Source organism: Herbaspirillum chlorophenolicum, from assembly GCF_001189955.1.
Lineage (GTDB): Bacteria > Pseudomonadota > Gammaproteobacteria > Burkholderiales > Burkholderiaceae_D > Herbaspirillum > Herbaspirillum chlorophenolicum.
In genome coordinates this window covers 13,686-31,920 of the sequence record NZ_LFLT01000026.1, presented here as the reverse complement: position 1 = coordinate 31,920, position 18,235 = coordinate 13,686, and the positions used below count along the sequence as shown (strand labels likewise).

At 62.2% G+C, this 18,235-nt stretch carries 12 protein-coding genes; 5 read left to right on the top strand and 7 right to left on the bottom strand.

The features are described 5' to 3' along the window. Positions 1–776: 776 nt before the first annotated feature. Entirely contained in the window at positions 777–2,894 is a 2,118-nt protein-coding gene (locus AKL28_RS15765) for a putative bifunctional diguanylate cyclase/phosphodiesterase (protein WP_050469120.1), read from the top strand. 15 nt (positions 2,895–2,909) lie between these two features. Here the strand turns inward: AKL28_RS15765 and AKL28_RS15760 are convergent, their stop codons facing one another. The 5 genes from AKL28_RS15760 to AKL28_RS15740 all read right to left on the bottom strand — a co-directional run bounded on the left by AKL28_RS15760 (position 2,910) and on the right by AKL28_RS15740 (position 8,404). Next, on the bottom strand, positions 2,910–4,310 hold the full coding sequence (locus tag AKL28_RS15760) for an MATE family efflux transporter (protein ID WP_050469119.1): 1,401 nt from the start codon (positions 4,308–4,310) through the stop codon (positions 2,910–2,912). Between the two features lie 31 nt (positions 4,311–4,341). After that, on the bottom strand, positions 4,342–6,066 hold the full coding sequence (locus tag AKL28_RS15755; RefSeq protein WP_050469118.1) for an ArnT family glycosyltransferase: 1,725 nt from the start codon (positions 6,064–6,066) through the stop codon (positions 4,342–4,344). A 443-nt stretch (positions 6,067–6,509) separates the two neighbouring features. Next, positions 6,510–6,782, bottom strand: a complete 273-nt coding sequence (locus AKL28_RS15750) for a type B 50S ribosomal protein L31 (RefSeq protein WP_050469117.1) — start codon at positions 6,780–6,782, stop codon at positions 6,510–6,512. Positions 6,783–7,091: 309 nt separating this feature from the next. Further along, complete coding sequence (locus tag AKL28_RS15745) at positions 7,092–7,856, bottom strand: anti-sigma factor family protein (protein WP_050469116.1); 765 nt, start codon at positions 7,854–7,856, stop codon at positions 7,092–7,094. Then, entirely contained in the window at positions 7,856–8,404 is a 549-nt protein-coding gene (locus AKL28_RS15740) for a sigma-70 family RNA polymerase sigma factor (protein ID WP_050469115.1), read from the bottom strand. The genes AKL28_RS15745 and AKL28_RS15740 overlap by 1 nt, the downstream gene beginning before the upstream one ends. 145 nt (positions 8,405–8,549) lie before the next feature. Between AKL28_RS15740 and AKL28_RS15735 the strand changes: the two genes are divergently transcribed. Both AKL28_RS15735 and AKL28_RS15730 read left to right on the top strand, forming a co-directional pair. Beyond that, positions 8,550–9,452, top strand: a complete 903-nt coding sequence (locus AKL28_RS15735) for a metallophosphoesterase family protein (RefSeq protein ID WP_050469114.1) — start codon at positions 8,550–8,552, stop codon at positions 9,450–9,452. Continuing rightward, positions 9,449–9,811, top strand: coding sequence for a cupredoxin domain-containing protein (locus AKL28_RS15730; RefSeq protein ID WP_050469113.1), 363 nt, complete (start codon positions 9,449–9,451; stop codon positions 9,809–9,811). The genes AKL28_RS15735 and AKL28_RS15730 overlap by 4 nt, the downstream gene beginning before the upstream one ends. Positions 9,812–9,897: 86 nt before the next feature. Here AKL28_RS15730 and rho read toward each other — a convergent pair whose 3' ends face one another. Together rho and trxA are read right to left on the bottom strand one after the other, a co-directional pair. Next, a complete protein-coding gene (rho, locus tag AKL28_RS15725; protein WP_008325783.1) occupies positions 9,898–11,160 on the bottom strand; it encodes a transcription termination factor Rho in 1,263 nt (420 codons plus the stop codon). 129 nt (positions 11,161–11,289) lie between these two features. After that, a complete protein-coding gene (trxA, locus tag AKL28_RS15720) occupies positions 11,290–11,616 on the bottom strand; it encodes a thioredoxin TrxA (RefSeq protein WP_050469112.1) in 327 nt (108 codons plus the stop codon). Positions 11,617–12,045: 429 nt separating this feature from the next. Between trxA and AKL28_RS15715 the strand changes: the two genes are divergently transcribed. Beyond that, positions 12,046–14,802: a PD-(D/E)XK nuclease family protein gene (locus tag AKL28_RS15715; RefSeq protein WP_050469111.1), complete on the top strand. Its 2,757-nt coding sequence runs from the start codon at positions 12,046–12,048 to the stop codon at positions 14,800–14,802. Continuing rightward, a complete protein-coding gene (locus AKL28_RS15710; RefSeq protein WP_231602460.1) occupies positions 14,799–18,230 on the top strand; it encodes a UvrD-helicase domain-containing protein in 3,432 nt (1,143 codons plus the stop codon). Before AKL28_RS15715 ends, AKL28_RS15710 begins: the two co-directional genes overlap by 4 nt. Positions 18,231–18,235: the final 5 nt, after the last annotated feature.

Below are 18,235 nucleotides of genomic sequence, written 5' to 3'. Positions count from 1 at the left end.
GGGGATCGCCGATGATGCTTGCGGCGTTTCCCGGCAAGCGGCATGCATTGCACATGTCATGTCATCAGTCTACTTGGCGTATAGAGTGCGTTGTTGATAATAACGACTGAACATGGTGCGCACGATCACCATGACAGAGAATCTTTCGATCACAAACTGTTAATACAGTTATAGTCCAGTTTCAGAAAATTGTCAGATTATTACTAATAAATATTTAATTTCTTGTGTCGGACGCGAGACATTTTTGATGGCTTTCCACACGCCGTCCGGCAGCAGTCAGTGTTGTGCAGAGCGGCTAAAATAAAGGCCGCCGGGAGGTGCCGCTACGATGGCGGCGCAGCATCACCAAGGCTTCACTCTTCCCTGCAGGAAGTAGGTCGAAGCCGGTTCGTGAATGGGGTTGGCGGACTTTCCTGCTGCAAGGTCCAGGCTGGATGAAACAAATCGAATAATCAAAGTAATCGGCAGCACCTTCGCAGTATCTTTTTAGTTACGTAACTTTTTTGAATTTCCGACATCTCCCAGGCGTCGTCGCGGACGCATGCATTTGCGCATGCGATTCTCGCCGGATGATATTGGGCGAAGTTCGAATGGAGCGCGGCGACCCGTTGGCATGCAGCGGAAGATCGACTGACGCCTTCCGCTTCTTGCTGCCGCGCATGCGTGCGGCAAGACGCGTGAAGTCGGCACGGCCGCGATACTGAGCAAGAGCCGTTTCACATGGGCTTCCAGCGATTGCCCATGCCGAGGCTGCCAAGGAACGCGGGTTCAAATCTATGCCTGGTTCGTACAACTTTCTGCTATTGGCGTTCGCACTGCTGGTTGCCAGCTTGTCGGCGTATGCGGCGCTGGAAGTATCTGAGCGCATTTCCACCCAGGAGGCGCAGTACCGCAGGTTGTGGCTGACCCTGGGCGCCGGCGTGTTCGGCCTTGGCATCTGGGCTGCGCTGTTTTTGTGCGTGGCGGCGCTGCGTCTGCCGATGGCGGTCGGTTTCGAGGCGCGGCTGGGGGTATTGTCGCTGCTGCTGACGGTGGGCAGTGCGTTTTACCTGATGCACTTGGCCGGATTGCGGCGGCCGCATGCGGCGCGGTTGCTGGTCGGCGGGGTGGCCATTGGCGCTGCGCTGAACGCTGTGTTCCATATGGCGCTCAAGGCGATGATGCTGGTGCCGGAATTGAAGTACCAGAAATCCCTGCTGCTGCTGGCAGTGCTGGCGACTGAATTGACGGCGGTGTTCGCCGTCGCCTTGTTTTCCTCTACCAATACACGCAAGGCCAGCGCCAATTCTGTGGGTTCGCTCAATTCGCAGCAGACCCGGCGCGTACTGGCTTCGATACTGGTGGGTGCTGGCTTGGTGGCGAGCGCCTGCGCCGGCCTGCGCGCCGTGGCGATCATGCCCGATGCGCAAAGCCATGCTCTGCGCAGCATCACGCGCGAGCATCTGGTCAACGGCATTGTGTTCGGCGCTTTCTTCGCGATGACGCTGGCGCTGGTCATCAGCGGCGCGCAGCGCAACCGGGTGCTCAAGAAAATCGTCGGCCGCACCAACGACAAGCTGCTGCATTTTGCGACGCACGATGTGCTGACCGGCCTGCCGAACCGGGTGCTGCTCTCCGACCGCATCCAGCACGCGATCCAGGTCGCGCGTCGCAACGGACGGCCTTTTGCGGTGCTGTTCATGGACCTGGATGGATTCACGGGAATCAACGATTCGCTTGGGCATGCGGTGGGCGATGGTTTGCTGGTGTCGGTGTCGCAGCGCATTCGCGGCTGCATCCGCGGCGAGGATATGGTGGCGCGCATCGGCGGCGACGAGTTCGTGGTGGTGATGAGCAATCTCTCGTCGCCGGAAGTGGTGGAGCATCTGAGCGAAAACATCTTGTCAGTGTTGCGTCAGGATGTCGAGATCGAGGATGCCACCCTGCGTGTGACATCAAGCATCGGCATTGCCGTCTATCCGAACAGCGGCGATTCGGTCGACGCCTTGATGCGAAATGCGGATGCCGCCATGTACGAGGCCAAACAGAGCGGCCGCAACACTTACCGCTTTTTTGAGCCGGCCATGCATGCCAGCGCGATGCGCCACCTGATGGTGCGCCAGGCGCTGCAGCAAGCCATCGAGCAAGAGCAGTTCTCGCTGCATTTCCAGCCCAAGTACCGGGGCGGCAGCCACCAGCTGACCGGTGTCGAAGCCTTGTTGCGCTGGACTCATCCCGAACTGGGCGAGATGTCGCCGTCTGAATTCATTCCCATTGCCGAACGCTCCGGCCAGATCATCCCGATCGGCGATTGGGTGCTGCGCGCAGTGTGCAGCCAGATCAGGCACTGGGACATGGTGGGCGTCAAACCGGTCAAGGTGGCGCTGAACCTGTCGCCGCTGCAGATGCGCACGGATCTTGTCAACAGCATCACCAGCATCGTCGGCGAGGCGGGCATCGCACCGCAGCGGCTGATGTTCGAGATTACCGAAACGGCGGCGATGAAAGATGTCGAACGCAGCACCCGTGTCATCAATGATCTGCAGGCGCTGGGTTTCGATATCGCGATCGACGATTTCGGTACCGGCTATTCCAGCCTGGCCTATCTGGCCCAATTTCATTGCCGCCAGATCAAGATCGACCGTTTCTTCACTTCACGCCTGGATGCCAGCGACCATTCGGGGCGGGCGATTGTGTCGGCCATCATCGCGCTGGCGCATGCGCTGCAGATGGAGGTGGTGGCCGAAGGCGTGGAAACGGAAGAGCAGCTGCGCGAACTGCAGGCGCTGCATTGCGATCAGGTGCAGGGGTTCCTGCTGGGACGGCCGGCCGAGGCCGCCAAGACCCAAGGTTTGCTGGAGGCCAGCAATGATGACTTGTTCGGCGCCATGCTCCGTAATGGCCCGGCCATTTGAAGCGAGTCCTGTGCGTCAGGCCCTGAATGCCGCGGAACCGGCGGCGCCGGCACGGCGCAGGATGTTGCGCAAATAGGCCAGCAGGCCGGCGCCCACCAGTCCCAGGCTGACGCTGTTGGCCAGCCAGAAGCCCGGTGCGCCTTGCAGGCTGGCCGGCGTGACGCCCAGCGTATCGAAACCGAGCAGGTAGCCGCCGCCTAATCCCACACCCCACAGCGTCACCGCATAGATCACGGTCGGGATCACTGCTACCTTGTAGGCGCGCAGTACGAAGGCCGTGGTGACCTGCAGCGAGTCGAACAACTGGTAGAAGGCGATGAACAGGAACAGCGGCAGCGCTGCGCCGATAATGGTGGGATCGGGGGTATAGGCGCGGATGATGTGCGCGCGCGTGAACCAGACCACGATGCCGATCAGCACCGACAGCGTCATCGACAGGCGGATGCCGGCATAACCGATCTTCTTGGCGGTCTTCCATTCGTTGGCGCCGATGGCTTGCGCCACCAGTGTGCTGGTGGCGCTGGCAATCGACAGCGGCAGCATGTACAGCACCGTGCCGACATTGGCGGTGATCTGGTGCCCGGCCACCGGTATCGCGCCAAGGCGGGCAATGAACACCGCCATCAGCGTGAATGCGGTGACTTCGATGAAATAGGACAAGCCGATCGGAATGCCCAGGCGAAGCAGCGTGCGCAGAATCTTCCAGGAGGGCGCCACGAAGCCGGTGCCGAACAATTTCAGCGGACGGTAATCGGGCAGCTTCGCCACCAGCAGCCAGGCCACGATGACCATCAGCCAGGCGATCAGCGTAGTGGCGATCGCGCAGCCGGGGCCGCCAAAGGCCGGCAGGCCAAGGCCGCCGAAGATCAGCAGCGCGTTCAGCGGCAGCTTCAGCAGCAGGCCGCAGACCTGGATCGCCATCACCATCTTGGGCCGCGACATGGCGGTATTGAGCGAGGCATAGACGCGGAACGCCAGCGTGGCCGGCAGGGCCAGCGCTTCGATGCGCAGGTAGAGCGTGGCTTTTTCGACCAGCTCCGGCGAGGCCTTGGCGAAGGACAGGAAAAACGGCGAGAAGGCCAGCACCAGGCAGCCGAAGATGCTCAGCAGCAGCGCCAGCCACAGCCCTTGTTTGACTTCGTTGCCGATGTCGCCGTGGCGGCCGGCGCCGAACAGTTGGCCGATCGTCGGCTGCAAGGCTTGCAGCACGCCGGACAATCCGACGAACACGCTGACGTAGATGGACACGCCCAGCGCCAGTGCGGCCAGGTCGAGCGCCGAGAAGCGCGACACCATCACGGTATCGATCACGCCGTTGGCGATCAGCGCCAGCTGGCCGACCAGCAGCGGCCATGCCAGGCGTGCGATGCGCCCGACGTGGATGCGCGAGGAAAGAGGTGGTGTGTCTGAATTCAAATTGAGGTAGTGGAAAAAGGCGCGGCAGGCATCACTGGCCGGTACGCCGGTAGAGACGGAAGCGCTCGTCGCGGTCGGACGGACGGCGGCCTTCCCATACGATCTGCCAGGAACCTGGATACTGGCGCAGCATCGGCGAAGCATCCTGGTTGCTGATGTCATCCTGCAGCAGCAGGTAGTCGCAGCGCTGGTCGCGTTCGTCGGCAAAGCGCACGTTGCCGAAATAGGCGAAGGATGCGCGCTGGGCAGTCCCCACGTTGCTTTGCACGCATTGCTTGACCGAGGTCAGCCTGGATTCAATCTGCTGGGCCACGCCCGCGTAGCTCTTGCCGTAGTTGACCCAGGGCAGCCACAGCGTCATCAGCAGCACCCAGCACAGGATCACGCCGCCGGACGACAAGACCACCGCGCGCCACAGCACCGAAGGGCGGCGCGAGATTCGCCAGTGCACCACCATGATCCAGGCAACCGAAGCGGCAATCGCAATGGCCAGGGAAATCCATTCGAAACCGGGCTTGAAACCCGGCGCCAGCTTGTAGGCATTGCGCGCGATCTGCGCCGGCCAGCCGGTTTCCTTGGCGATCCAGCCGATCCAGATGAACGCAGCCGAGGTGGTCAGCGTCATCACCGAGAACCAGTCCACTGCATTGATGGCGCCGCGCTTCATGGTCGGCAGGCCGAAGGCGGCCAGGATCGCCAGCGCCGGCAGCAGCGGCAACAGCATGCCTTCTTCGCTGTGGACGTTGACCAGCACCAGCAAGGTCAGGGGAATGAAGAAGGCCAGCGGCAGGGCGATGTGCAGCGAGCGCAACTGGCGGCGCCAGGCGTAGACGGCCCAACCGGCAAAAGGCCAGGCCGGCCAGGCGAACCACACGCCGTATTTGAGGAAGAAGGCCAGCGTGGCCAGTGTCGGGCCGTTGAGTTGGTAGATGTTCCAGCTCATCCAGATATCGAACTGGCCGGCGGCCTCTGCCGGCAGCAGGGTACGGATGGCGAACACCCACAGCGCGCAAATCAGTGCGGCGACCGGCAGCGATATGCCCAGGATCAGCCGGGCGGCTGCGGCATCCTTGCGCACCGCGGCCAGCACCAGCAAGCCGATCAGCGCACCGGCCGGCAACAGCCAGCCATAAGTCAGGATCAGCATGCCCAGCGCGGCGCCCAGCCAGAGCGCATGGCGCCGCTTGTGCAAATCGAACACGCGGGCGGCGCCATACATGGCGTAGGCAACCAGCGCGATCTGCAGGGTCTTGGGGCTGGTTTCGTGGCTGTGCAGCAGCAGGCCGAGGAAACCGAGATAGATCAGGAAGGCGCCGTCGGCCAGCGTGCGGCCGAAGTCCTTGGGTTCAGGCTGGCCGCCGAAAGCCAGTTTCAGCGGTTGTGCTTCGGGGCGGCGGCCCAGCAGATAGGTGGTGTACCAGATCGAGAGGGAGCCGACCAGGAAGCAGCCGATGGTCGACACGCGCGAGGCCAGCGGATCGCCCAGCAGCCAGCCGAACAGTTTGATGCAGATGGCGCCGAACCAGTAAGCCAGCGGGCTTTCGGCGGGCAAGGCGAGGCCTGCGACGTTGGGGGTGAGCCAGTCGGCCAGCGTGCCGTGCGCCATGGTCCACATGATGCCGAAGCTGGTGGCATCTTCGTTTTTCCATGGGTCGCGGCCGATCAGGCCGGGCAGGATGTACAAAAGGGCGAGTGCGAGCAGCACCATGCGTGGAAGCGCGTTGGTGGCTGATGCTGGAAGACGGACTGGCTTCATCAAGATGTTATTGCTCTTGTCTTGTCGTGCTGATCGGTTCGGACCCGGCGCCGATACGGCGCGGGCAACATTGCGGCCGGTGCGGTGCGCCTCATTTGCGCGCCTGGGCCATTATTTTTGCGGCCGCGGTAGCGCGGCGGGCTGGCTGCGCACCGGCATTTTCATCTGTGCCGCAGCTGGCATCCCGGATATTTGAACGTTGTTCGCCGGGACAATTTTACGCAGCCGTTATTGTGCAGCAATTCCCCGTAAATAGTTGTTTCTGACTGCTACACAGCGGTTTGCCGGCAAGGCATTTGGGTTTGCTGTTGCGGTGCGCAGACAACGGTGCACGAGGAAGCTGTTCCCAATCTCATTCGGGAGCGTTCAACAACATGGCATGAGATCCCGAACGCGCAAACAAAAAAGGCAGCCGGAGCTGCCTTTTTCGGAGAAAGCGCGGATTAAGCCGACTTCGAGACTGCAGTCTTCGAGCCAACCGAACCGAACTTCTGACGGAACTTCTCGACGCGGCCAGCGGTGTCGACGATCTTGTGCTTGCCGGTGTAGAACGGGTGCGATTCTGCCGACACTTCGATCTTCACCAGCGGGTATTGCTTGCCTTCGAATTCTGCGGTTTCGCGGGTGCCGATGGTCGAACGGGTGATGAACTTGAAGTCGTTCGACACGTCGTGGAACAGGACTTCGCGGTAATCCGGGTGGATGCCTTCTTTCATTTTCTGCCTCAGGGTAGTTTGGTAGCCAATCACCACTTCGTCGGTCGCACTGCTTCTTGACCCGATTGTCGATCACTTGCCGGTTTGGAAAAGTCCGAAATTATACAATGAAATCATGTATTTGCGTCAAATCCTGTCATGCCCCCAATCCATGCCCCTGTTGTTTTCCGCAACATTCCTCAACGGATCGCCGTCCACCCGGGGCCGGCGCAACATATCCATTCCCCATGCAAGTAGCTGCGCAGTTGTTCAATAGGAAATGTTTTGCCTTTGCAGGGGCGCTGCCGGCCGCCGTTTTTGCGCTCATGCCTACTGGTGCGTCGCCAGGCGCAATATGCCTGAAAATCTCAGCAATTCGTTTTCAGCCACGTCGGAGACCGCCCAGTAATTCATGTCATCCGCCGTCCAGTGCACCAGGTGGTAACCGCGGCCGGTTTCCACCTGTGGCCCGGCATCTTTGGTCGCGGCTGGCCAGATATACAGATTAATCGGATGCTTCTGGCGGCGATAGATGAGCGCCGCCACCGGATGGCCGTCCAGATAGTCCAGCCTCCCGCCTTCCAGGACAAATCCTTGCGCCGCAAGATCGACGACCGGCGGCGAAAAATTCAGCTTGCCGTTGAACCATGGCTTCACCGTATGCTGGTCGGTGGAGGCGACATCGGTCAGGTGATCCGCCTGCAGCGAGCGGACGTGGCTGGAAATGATTTCGTCGGCCATGCGTTCCTGCGCCGACGGCAGGCTGACATACAGGCCGACGCTCCAGACGGCGACCAGCAATGTGGCCATGGCGGCGCCGGCCTGCAGCCAGCTGAAATTCCATCTCTTGGCGCGATCAGGGCGGCGCGGCTTGTCTTGCGGCAATGCGCCGCCGATACGCGCGGCAAGGTCTGCGGGCGCATTGAAGTAGATGGCTTCTTTGCGGATCCGCTTGCCGAACGCTGCCTGCGCTTCATATTCGCGCCGGCATTCCGGGCAAGCATCAAGATGGCGCTGCACGGCCAGCGTCTCGGCAATGCCAAGTTCCTGATCGGCATAAGCGGGCAACAGTTCGATGATTTCGCTATGGTCCATTATTCCTCCTGATTGCCCGGGGCCAGAATGGTTGCCAGGAGCTTGCGGCCGCGTCCGAGCCGGGACATGACCGTGCCGATCGGGATGCCGACGATGCCGGCGATTTGCTTGTACGACAGATCCTCCAGCTCCCGCAGGACCATGACCTCGCGAAATTCCAGCGGCAAGGCAGCGAGCCCTCGTTGCAACTGGCGTTCGCAGTCCTTGCGCATCAGCAGTTTTTCAGGATTGTTGTCGCGCTCCGGCATACCGATGGCGCCCGCCATGTCGAGGCTATGGAATTCTTCGTCGAATGGCGTGTTCTGCGGTTGCGCGTGGCGCTCCTGGTACCAGGAGTAAAAAGTGTTGCGCACGATGGTGAGCAGCCACGCACGGGCATCCTCGCCATGGAAACCGTCAAAAAACCTGAAAGCGCGCAAGCAGGCTTCTTGCACCAGGTCTTCCGCATCGTGGCGGCTGCGCGTCAGCCAGCAGGCCAGGTTGAATGCCGAGTTCAGATGCGGCATCACCAGCATTTGGAATCGTCCATTCCTTGTTGAGTCGATCATGCTCGCGTTTCCATGGGGTATCACCACAAGACTGGCATCACGGTAAATTTATTCCCGAATCGGCGGCAATGGCGGGAATAAATTGTTAACGGCGGCGGTTCATGGGGGTATCGATCGTGTGATCGATCCAACCGTGGAGGTCGTGATGGACAATGAGATGAACAGGCGCAAGTTTCTTCGCTTGGCCGGGCTGGGCGGGGTCATTTATGCCTCTGGATTGAGCGGATGGGCTGCGGCGGCGGATGCCGGCGCCGCGGCCGAGGATTTCTTCTTTGTGCAACTGTCGGATTCCCATTGGGGTTTTGAAGGGGCCCCCAATCCGGATGCGAGAGGGACGCTCAAAAAAGCCGTGGCGACGGTAAACAGCCTGGAGCAGTTGCCGGATTTCATCGTATTCACGGGCGACCTGACGCACACCACGGACGACCCGAAAGAACGCCGGCAGCGGCTGGCCGAATTCAAGGACATCGTATCCGCGCTCAGGGTGAAGACAGTGTACTTCATGCCCGGAGAGCACGATGCTGCGCTGGATAACGGCGCTGCCTACCAGGAATTTTTCGGCAAGACGCATTACACCTTCGAGCACAAGGGCGTCCATTTCATCGTGCTGGACAATGTCTCCGATCCGGCTGCGAAGATTGGCGACGAGCAGCTCGCCTGGCTGGCCGCCGATCTGCAGCGGTTGCCGCCTGATGCCAGGATCGTCGTATTTGCGCATCGTCCGTTGTTCGACTTGTATCCGCAATGGGATTGGGCCACGCGCGACGGCGCCAAGGCGGTTGAACTGCTGATGCCGCACGCCAACGTCACCGTCTTCTACGGCCATATCCACCAGGAAAACCACCACATGACCGGGCATATCGCGCACCACTCCGCCAAGTCGCTGATTTTCTCCTTGCCGGCGCCGGGTTCGCAGCCCAAGCGCACGCCTTTGCCCTGGGATGACGCGCATCCCTACCAGGGGCTGGGCGTGCGGACGGTCAGATCCGAGCCGCGCAATGCGGAATATGCGATGACCGAACTTGCCATCGGAGCGGTGAAATCATGAGCATCGATAAAACACGGCGCGTATTGCTGCTCGGAGGGGCCGCGGCCGGGCTTGGCACCCTGGCCGTCGCGTTCGGGCGGGCTAAGGAACGCGTCATCAAGGTGACGGCAAAGAAGTTCGACTTCACGCCCAATATCATCAAGCTGCAGAAAGGCGTGCCGGCGGTATTGGAGTTCACCAGTCTCGACCTGACGATGGGGTTCAATGCGCCGGACTTCGGGGTACGTACCGACATTGTGCCGGGCGCGGTATCACGGGTGCGGGTCGTCCCGGACAAGGCTGGGGAATTTACATTCTATTGCGACATCTTTTGCGGTTCGGGCCATGAAAACATGTCCGGCACCATCGTCGTTACCTGACGCAAAAAACGTTTTCCTGCCGAAGGGGGAGGATTCTGTGGGACGCGGTCGCTGCCAGGGCGGCAGCGACCGGATGGGGAAAGGACTTAGTTGCCCCGGCGCATCATATCGAAGAACTCGGCGTTGTTCTTGGTGGATTTCATCTTGTCCAGGATGAATTCCATCGCCTCGATCTCGTCCATGTCGTACATCAGCTTGCGCAGCACCCAGATCTTTTGCAACTGGTCCGGCTTGATCAACAGCTCTTCACGGCGGGTGCCGGACTTGGACAGGTTGATGGCCGGGTAGACGCGCTTCTCGGCCAGGCGGCGCTCCAGGTGCACTTCCATGTTGCCGGTGCCCTTGAATTCTTCGTAGATCACGTCGTCCATGCGCGAACCGGTTTCGATCAGCGCAGTGGCGATGATGGTCAGCGAGCCGCCTTCTTCGACGTTACGGGCAGCACCGAAGAAGCGCTTCGGGCGTTGCAGGGCGTTGGCGTCCACGCCGCCGGTCAGCACCTTGCCGGAGGCCGGGATCACGGTGTTGTAGGCGCGCGCCAGGCGGGTGATGGAGTCCAGCAGGATCACCACATCCTTCTTCATTTCGACCAGGCGCTTGGCTTTTTCCAGCACCATTTCAGCGACCTGCACGTGGCGCGTGGCCGGTTCGTCGAAAGTCGATGCCACGACTTCGCCGCGCACCGAGCGCTGCATTTCGGTCACTTCTTCCGGACGTTCGTCGATCAGCAGGACGATCATCACGGTGTCGGGGTGGTTGGTGGTGATGGCGTGCGCGATGTGCTGCAGCATCACCGATTTGCCGGACTTGGGCGAGGCCACCAGTAGGCCGCGCTGGCCGCGGCCGACCGGGGCGATCAGGTCGATGATGCGGCCAGTGATGTTTTCCTCGCCGCGCATGTCGCGCTCGAGCTGCAGCAGCTTGTTGGGGTGCAGCGGCGTGAGGTTTTCAAACAGGATGCGGTGTTTGGAGGCTTCCGGCGGTTCGCCGTTGACCTTGTCGACCTTGACCAGCGCGAAATAGCGCTCGCCATCCTTGGGGGTGCGGACTTCGCCTTCGATGGAATCGCCGGTGTGCAGGTTGAAGCGGCGGATCTGCGAGGGCGAAATGTAAATGTCGTCGGTGGACGCCATGTAGCTGGCGTCGGGCGAGCGCAGGAAGCCGAAGCCGTCAGGCAACACTTCAAGGGCGCCATCGCCGAAAATCTGTTCTCCTGATTTCGCGCGTTTCTTCAGGATCGCGAACATCAGTTCCTGTTTGCGCAGGCGCGCAGCATTCTCGATGTCCAGGCTGATTGCCATTTCCAGCAACGCAGAGACGTGCATCGCTTTTAGTTCTGATAAGTGCATATGATGTCCCGGGACGGGAAAAATAAAGGTGGGGGAGGGAGTTGCGTGGTGTGAGTCAAAGAATGTGCTTGGTGCGGGAACCTGCATCAAGCGAACGGTGGCGCGGGCGCGCCACCGTCTGGAACATGATCAGATGTTGCTGTCGATGAAGGAAGTCAGCTGGCCCTTGGCCAGTGCGCCGACCTTCTGGGCAGCGGCTGCGCCGTTCTTGAACAGGATCAGCGTCGGAATGCCGCGGATGCCGAACTTGGCGGGAATGGCCTGGTTGGAATCGACATCCAGCTTGGCGATCTGCAGCTTGCCGTCGTATTCCTTGGCGACTTCTTCCAGAATCGGGGCGATCGCCTTGCAGGGGCCGCACCATTCGGCCCAGAAATCGACCAGGACGGGTTTGTCGGACTTCAGCACATCGGCTTCGAAAGAGGCGTCAGAGATATGTTTGATGTTTTCGCTCATGGCATGTCCTCGGTATGAGGGAGTATAAGTAGTCAAATAGCGCCGTGGATAAATACCATTTTGCCTGGCGTCAGCCATCAACGCTTCCGGAATTGCAGAGTCTACGTGGAGTCGTTGCGCGCCAATTCAAGTTGTTTTTGAAGCGCGGCAGGGGTATTCGGCGGGGTACGGAAACAATCATAACCGATTTTTTGCAAAAGTGTGGACAGCGCCATCGGCGTTGTTGTCAGCCGCCATCAGCGGGTCGGGCTGGCCCGGCTCCCCGCCCGCAGCGGATTTGCGGGCAGATTGGCCGAAAAAGGCCTGAAACGCCCCCGCCGCTGGCATACAATGCGCAGCAGATTTGGCGCGTGTTGACGCCCTGTGATTGATAAAAACTGTCGGGCCGAGAGAAAAATACAATCGCCCGCGCCCCTTTACCGACCACGCATGCCTTTAGCAACGATACCGATCCCGCCTTCCGCCGATTTCTGGCAGCAGGCCGTGCGCCTGTTGCTCATGGCCGGCCAGCCGCTGGGCGACGCCTTGCAGTCGCAAGGCGGGGGCGCACTCGATTTTTCCTCCTGCCAATTGCTGGTCCCGGCGTTCTCGCATGCGCAGAATTTCAAAAGCGCATTGACGCGCGAACTCGGGCGGTCTTATCTGGCGCCGCGCATCAATACCATGTCCGGCTGGCTGGCGATGCTGCCGCCCGATGAGCAGGCCGTGCCTCCGGAAAGCGAACGCCTCATGCAGCTCTATGCGCAGCTGCGCGAGCATGGCTGGCTGAAGAAAATGTTTTCCGCGCGGCGCAACGCCGACCTGCTGCCGCTGGCGCATACGCTGTTGTCGCTCTCCGATGAATTGACGCTGGCGCTCTTGCCCGAGATCCGCGCCAATGCCGGCGCCACCGATGTCGCCGACAACCGTTGGCGGCAGGCGCTGGCGCAGTTGCTGGAGCCGCTGGCCCCATCGGCGCACGGCATGCTGTCCGACGAGGCGCAACTGGTGTGGCAGGTCTGGAAGGGGCAACTCGATGCCAGCGACCGCATTGCCCAACGCTTTTCGGCGATGCTGGCGCTGGCCGGGCGCGCCTCCATGCCGCTGGTCTGGATCAGCCCGACTGCACCTGAACCACTGGACGCCGCTTTCCTGAACGCCTATGCCGAACGCGAAACGGTGCGCGTGGTGACGCTGGACTGGAGCCGGCCGGCCATCGCGCAGCGCCATCCTTTATATATGGACGCCTGGTCCGAACTGGCTGAGGACGAGGAGGGCGCATACCCGCCCTCCGATGCCGGCGACCTGCCGCCGCCTGTGCTGCCCACGCTGTGCCCCGCCGGCGATCTGGAAGACGCCGCCGTGCAAAGCGCGCAGATCGTGCTGCGCTGGCTGGCGCAAGGCAAGCAGGAGATTGCGGTGGTGGCGCAAGACCGCGTTACCGCACGTCGCCTGCGCGCCTTGCTTGAGCGCGCGCAAGTGGCCGTGGCCGACGAGACCGGCTGGAAACTTTCCACCACCCGCGCCGCCGCCGTGCTGGCAGCCTGGAACGACGTGGTCGCCGCGCGCGGTGAAACCAGCGCATTGCTGGACTTGCTGAAATCCCCCTTCGTCTTTCCCGATGACGAGGCCAAGGCCGACTGCGTCATGCGTATCGAGGCCCGCCTGCGGCGCTACAACATCGCCGGTGAATGGCAAGCGGTGCAGGGCGCATTGGCCGATACCGCCGATGGTGCAGACCAGGAATGCGTGGCAACGCTGGCGCGCCAGGCTTCGCAATTCACCGGACGCAAGACATTGGCCGCGTGGTGCCGGGCCGAGCGTGCGATGATCGATGCGCTCGGCATGGCCGCCGCGCTGCGCCAGGATGTGGCCGGCGAGCAATGCCTGCTGCTGCTCGACGAGATCGCCGCGGAACAATACGGTTCGCCGCTGCAGGACGAGTTCTCCTTCGCCGAATGGCGTGCCTTGCTCAACCTGCGGCTGGATGCGACCTCCTACATGCCGCCCATCGCCGACCGCCGCGTCGTCATGCTGCCGTTGAACGGCGCGCGCCTGCGCCGTTTCGACGCGGTGCTGGTAATCGGCGCCGATGCCGCCCACCTGCCGTCGCCGCCGCAGGAGACCCTGTTCTTTTCCAATGCGGTGCGGCGCGAATTGGGACTGGCCACGCGCGCCTCCCGCCAGCGCCAGCAATTGCGCGACCTGGCCGAATTGCTGTGCGTGAACGATGAGGTGGTGCTGTGCTGGCAGACGCAGCAGGATGGCGAGCCGAATCCGGTCAGTCCCTGGATACAGCGTCTGGCATTGAAGCTTGCGCAGGAAGGCTTGCCCGCGCTGGCAGAGATCCAGTTGCCGCCGCCGCAAAAGACCTTGCCGGTGCAAGCGTCCGCCATGCCCGCGCCGGTTGCTCCGGAATTGCTGCCGCTGAAATTGTCTTCGAGTTCGTATGGCAGTTTCCTGGCTTGTCCCTACCAGTTCTTCGCATCGCGCATGCTGCGCGTGGCGGTGATGGACGAACTCTCCGACATGCCCGAGAAGCGCGACTACGGCAGCTGGCTGCACGAGATACTGACGCGCTACCACGAGACGGTGCGCGACGAGCAGACACCATCATCGGCGCGCGCGCCTTTGCTGGAAGCGATCTCGGCCGAGATCTTCAACCGCGCGCTGAACCAGCATCCGGCCGCGCTGGCGTATTACGCGCGCTGGCAGAAGGTGATCCCGGCTTACCTGTTGTGGGCCGGTGAGCGCGAAGCGCAGGGCTGGCATTTCGTTATGGGCGAGGAAGCCTTATCGCACACGCTGGCCTGGGAAGATGGTTCCATCGAACTCTACGGGCGCCTCGACCGCGTCGACGAGAACGGGCAGGGCGAGCGCGCGCTGCTGGATTACAAGACGCGGCCGCTGGCCAGCCTGCGGCAAAAGGTCAAGGACGAAGATGATCACCAGTTGGCCTTTTACGGCCTGCTGGATGACCGGCGCATCGACGCCGCGCATTACGTCGCCCTGGAGCTGGGCGCGGACAAGAAGACCGGCGATGCCGCCGCCCCGGATTTCCCGCAAAGGCAGCAGATGCTCAAGCAACAGATCGCTGCCACCATGCAAGCGGTGGCGCACGGCGCCGCCTTGCCCGCCAACGGCATCGAATCCGTCTGCCAGTATTGCGACATGCGTGGCTTGTGCCGCAAGGGGGCGTGGCTGTGAGCGCTCAGGAAAAACCGGCCGCCTATGAAGTCGACGGTGTCGCCGTCGATGCTGGCACTTTCACGCGTGCGGCTTGCGACCCGCGGCACTCGGTGGTAGTCGAGGCCTGCGCCGGCAGTGGCAAGACCTGGCTGCTGGTGGCGCGCATGCTGCGCCTGTTGCTGGCCGGCGCCCAGGCTTCCGAACTGCTGGCCATCACCTTCACGCGCAAGGCCGCGCAGGAAATGCGCGAGCGCCTGATGGAGCTGTTGCACCAACTGGCGCTGGCCGATGACAAGGAAGCCGCCGCCCTGCTGTGTGAACGCGGCGTGGCCAAAGCCGATCTTGAACGCCTGATGCCGGCGGCGCGCGGCCTTTATGAACGTATCTTGTCGAGCGAGCAGAGCCTGTCCATCGACACCTTCCACAGCTGGTTCGCCCGCCTGCTGCAGATCGCGCCGCTGGCGGCCGGTGTGCCGCATGGCTACACGCTGACCGAGAAGAACGGCGAGCTGCTGGACGAGGCTTATCGCCGCTTCATGCAAAGCCTGCGCTCGCCCAAGGAGGGCGCAATCAAGGCAGCCTTGCTGGAGCTGTACGAACTGGCCGGCGACTTCAATGCGCGCAACTTGCTGGATGCCTTTCTCGACAAGCGCGCGGAATGGTGGGCGTCGACCCAGCAGGATGCCGATGATGCCACCGAGCCGACACCACTCCTGTGGCTGGAGCAACTGTGCGGCAGCGACGCACGCCTCGACGCGCGGCTGACCTTGTGGGACGACGGCAGCTTGCGCGGCCGTATCGGCCAACTGGCGGTTTTGCTGGGGCAGGGATCGGCGGCCAACAAGACGCGCGCGGTCGCGATCGAGACTGCGATGACAGCAGGCGCTGCACTGGAAAACTTTGAGGCTTTGTCCAGCCAGTTCTATGACGACAAGGACAAGCCTCGCAAGAACGGCAAGGTGAAAGCCTTCCTTGCCGCGTTGGTCAAGCATTACGGCGCCGAGGAAGAGGGGGCGCTGGAGGCTTTCGAAAAAGAGTTCAATGCAGTCGGCGAGGAAATCAGGGCGCTGCAGCAACGCAGCAAGGAAAAGACAGTCTTGCAACTGAACCGGGCGCTCTTCACTGCCGGGCGCGCCTACCTCGATTTTTATCAGGAAGTGAAATCCGAGCAGCGCGTGTTCGACTTTGCCGACCTCGAATGGCAAGCCTACCGCCTGCTCAACGACGAGGCCAGCGCCGCCTACCTGCAGACGCGCCTGGATGCGCGCTACAAGCACATCCTGCTGGACGAATTCCAGGACACCAACCCGCTGCAGTGGAGCATCGTGCGTTCCTGGCTGCGCGCGTATGGCGGCGATGTGGAGCAGCCCAGCGTGTTCGTGGTGGGCGACCCCAAGCAATCGATTTACCGTTTCCGCCGTGCCGAGCCGCGTGTATTTGTGGCGGCGCGCGAACTGCTGCGTGAGCAAGGCGCCGCCATTCTGCGCGCCAACCAGACGCGGCGCAATGCCAGTGCGGTGGTGGCGGTGCTGAACCAGTCTTTCATGCGAGGCGGCAATCCGCTGTTCGCGCAGCAGACCACATTGGGCATCGATGGTGGTGAAGTATGGCGCCTGCCTTTGGCGAAACCGGTTGAAACGCAAGAACAGGCGCCGCAGGAAGAGCAAGAGCACGTCATCGCCTGGCGCAATCCGCTGATCACGCCGCGCGAAGAGGAAGAAGACGCGCGCCGCCGCCTGGAAGGCGAGGCGCTGGCCCAGGCCTTGCTCAAGGCTTGCCGCGAAGTGCCGGTGACTGATGGCAAGTCGGAGCGGTCGATGCGCTGGGGCGACATCATGCTGCTGGTGCGCAAGCGCACCCACCTGGCGGCCTATGAAAGCGCGTTGCGCTCGGCCGGCATCCCATTCGTGTCCGACCGGCGCGGCGGCCTGCTGGAATCGCTGGAGATTGCCGACCTGATTGCGTTGCTGACTTTCCTGATCACGCCCAACGACACGCGCGCGCTGGCGCATGTGCTCAAGAGCCCGATCATCGGCGCGTCCGACCACGACCTGATCCAGATCGCGATTCGTGGAAAATCGGGCGGCGACGCCGATGGCGGCCACTGGTGGCAGCGCATGCAGGCCATGCAGCGCGACGGCAGCGCTTCGTCGGAGATCGTGCGCGCGGTCAACCTGCTGGAGCGCTGGCTGCAAGCCGCGCCCCATTTGCCGGTGCATGACCTGCTGGACCGGATCCTGCACCAGGGGCAACTGGTGGCGCGTTATGCGCAGAACGCCTCGCCGCTCACGCGCAGCCAGACCTTAGGCAATATCGCGGCCTTCGTTGAACTGTCGCTGAACATGGATGCCGGGCGTTATCCCAGCCTGCCCAAATTCATCGACGCCTTGCGCGTGCTGCAACGCAGTTCCGGCGGCGATGCGCCCGATGAGGCCAGTGTCGATGCTGCCGCCGATGCCGTACGTATCCTCACCGTGCACAGCGCCAAAGGGCTGGAGGCGCCGGTGGTGGCGCTGCTGGATGCCAACCACAGCGACTCGGTGGATGACAACGTCGGCATCCTGTGCGACTGGCCGCAAGACCGGGACGCACCCACGCATTTTTCCGCATTCGGCCGCCGCAGCGAGCGTGGCCGCGCGCGCGAGCATCTGTTCGCCGCCGAGGAATCTTTCCGCCTGCAGGAAGACTGGAACCTGCTGTACGTCGCCATCACGCGCGCCAAGCAATTGCTGCTGGTTTCCGGCGTGGCCGGCACCCGTGGCGCAAGTGAAGGGGGGCTGCAGGAAGGCAGCTGGTACCAGCGCTTGTTCGCCGCCGAAGCGCCGGTGCGCGATATCGCCACCGAGGCGGTGGCGGGCGCTGAGGCGATCGATGTCGCATTGGATGTTGAGATCGCGTTGTTCGATCCGCGTCCGATGCCGCCTTCGCTGTTCGGCATGTCGGCTGATGAAGAGGGGAGTGCGCCGCCGGCCATCGGTGAAGATGGCACTTTGGTCGGCAATGCCGCCATCGACGAAGGTGTCGCACTGCATGCATTGCTGGAACGCCTGACGTATTCGGCGCACTGGCCGCCGCAGGTACCGTCCGCGCCTGTGCTGGTGCGCTGGCTGGGCATTTCGGCGGAGCTGGCGCAGGTGGTGCATGCGCAGGCGCGGCATGTGTTCGCGCAGCCGGAGCTGGAGCGCTTCTTCAATCCTGCGCTGCACCGCGCGGCGCGTAATGAGATGGAAATCGTCACACCCGCCGGTGTGCTGCGCTGCGACCGCGTGGTCATGTTTGACGACGAAGTGTGGATTCTCGATTACAAGCGGCGCCTGCTGGACAGCGAACGCGCCGATTATGCGGCGCAACTGGCGCGCTATCGCGGCGCGCTGATGTCGGTGTTTTCTGACAAACGAATCAGGTCTGCTCTGATTACTGCCGATGGCCGTTTTTGGGAACAATGAGATAC

What these genes read in the sequence shown, in the direction of transcription:
- AKL28_RS15750 (WP_050469117.1), bottom strand. Translation starts at nt 6,782, where the DNA reads ATGAAAGAAGGCATCCACCCGGATTACCGCGAAGTCCTGTTCCACGAC.
- AKL28_RS15765 (WP_050469120.1), top strand. Translation starts at nt 777, where the DNA reads ATGCCTGGTTCGTACAACTTTCTGCTATTGGCGTTCGCACTGCTGGTT.
- AKL28_RS15745 (WP_050469116.1), bottom strand. Translation starts at nt 7,856, where the DNA reads ATGGACCATAGCGAAATCATCGAACTGTTGCCCGCTTATGCCGATCAG.
- rho (WP_008325783.1), bottom strand. Translation starts at nt 11,160, where the DNA reads ATGCACTTATCAGAACTAAAAGCGATGCACGTCTCTGCGTTGCTGGAA.
- AKL28_RS15735 (WP_050469114.1), top strand. Translation starts at nt 8,550, where the DNA reads ATGGACAATGAGATGAACAGGCGCAAGTTTCTTCGCTTGGCCGGGCTG.
- AKL28_RS15755 (WP_050469118.1), bottom strand. Translation starts at nt 6,066, where the DNA reads ATGAAGCCAGTCCGTCTTCCAGCATCAGCCACCAACGCGCTTCCACGC.
- trxA (WP_050469112.1), bottom strand. Translation starts at nt 11,616, where the DNA reads ATGAGCGAAAACATCAAACATATCTCTGACGCCTCTTTCGAAGCCGAT.
- AKL28_RS15740 (WP_050469115.1), bottom strand. Translation starts at nt 8,404, where the DNA reads ATGATCGACTCAACAAGGAATGGACGATTCCAAATGCTGGTGATGCCG.
- AKL28_RS15715 (WP_050469111.1), top strand. Translation starts at nt 12,046, where the DNA reads ATGCCTTTAGCAACGATACCGATCCCGCCTTCCGCCGATTTCTGGCAG.
- AKL28_RS15730 (WP_050469113.1), top strand. Translation starts at nt 9,449, where the DNA reads ATGAGCATCGATAAAACACGGCGCGTATTGCTGCTCGGAGGGGCCGCG.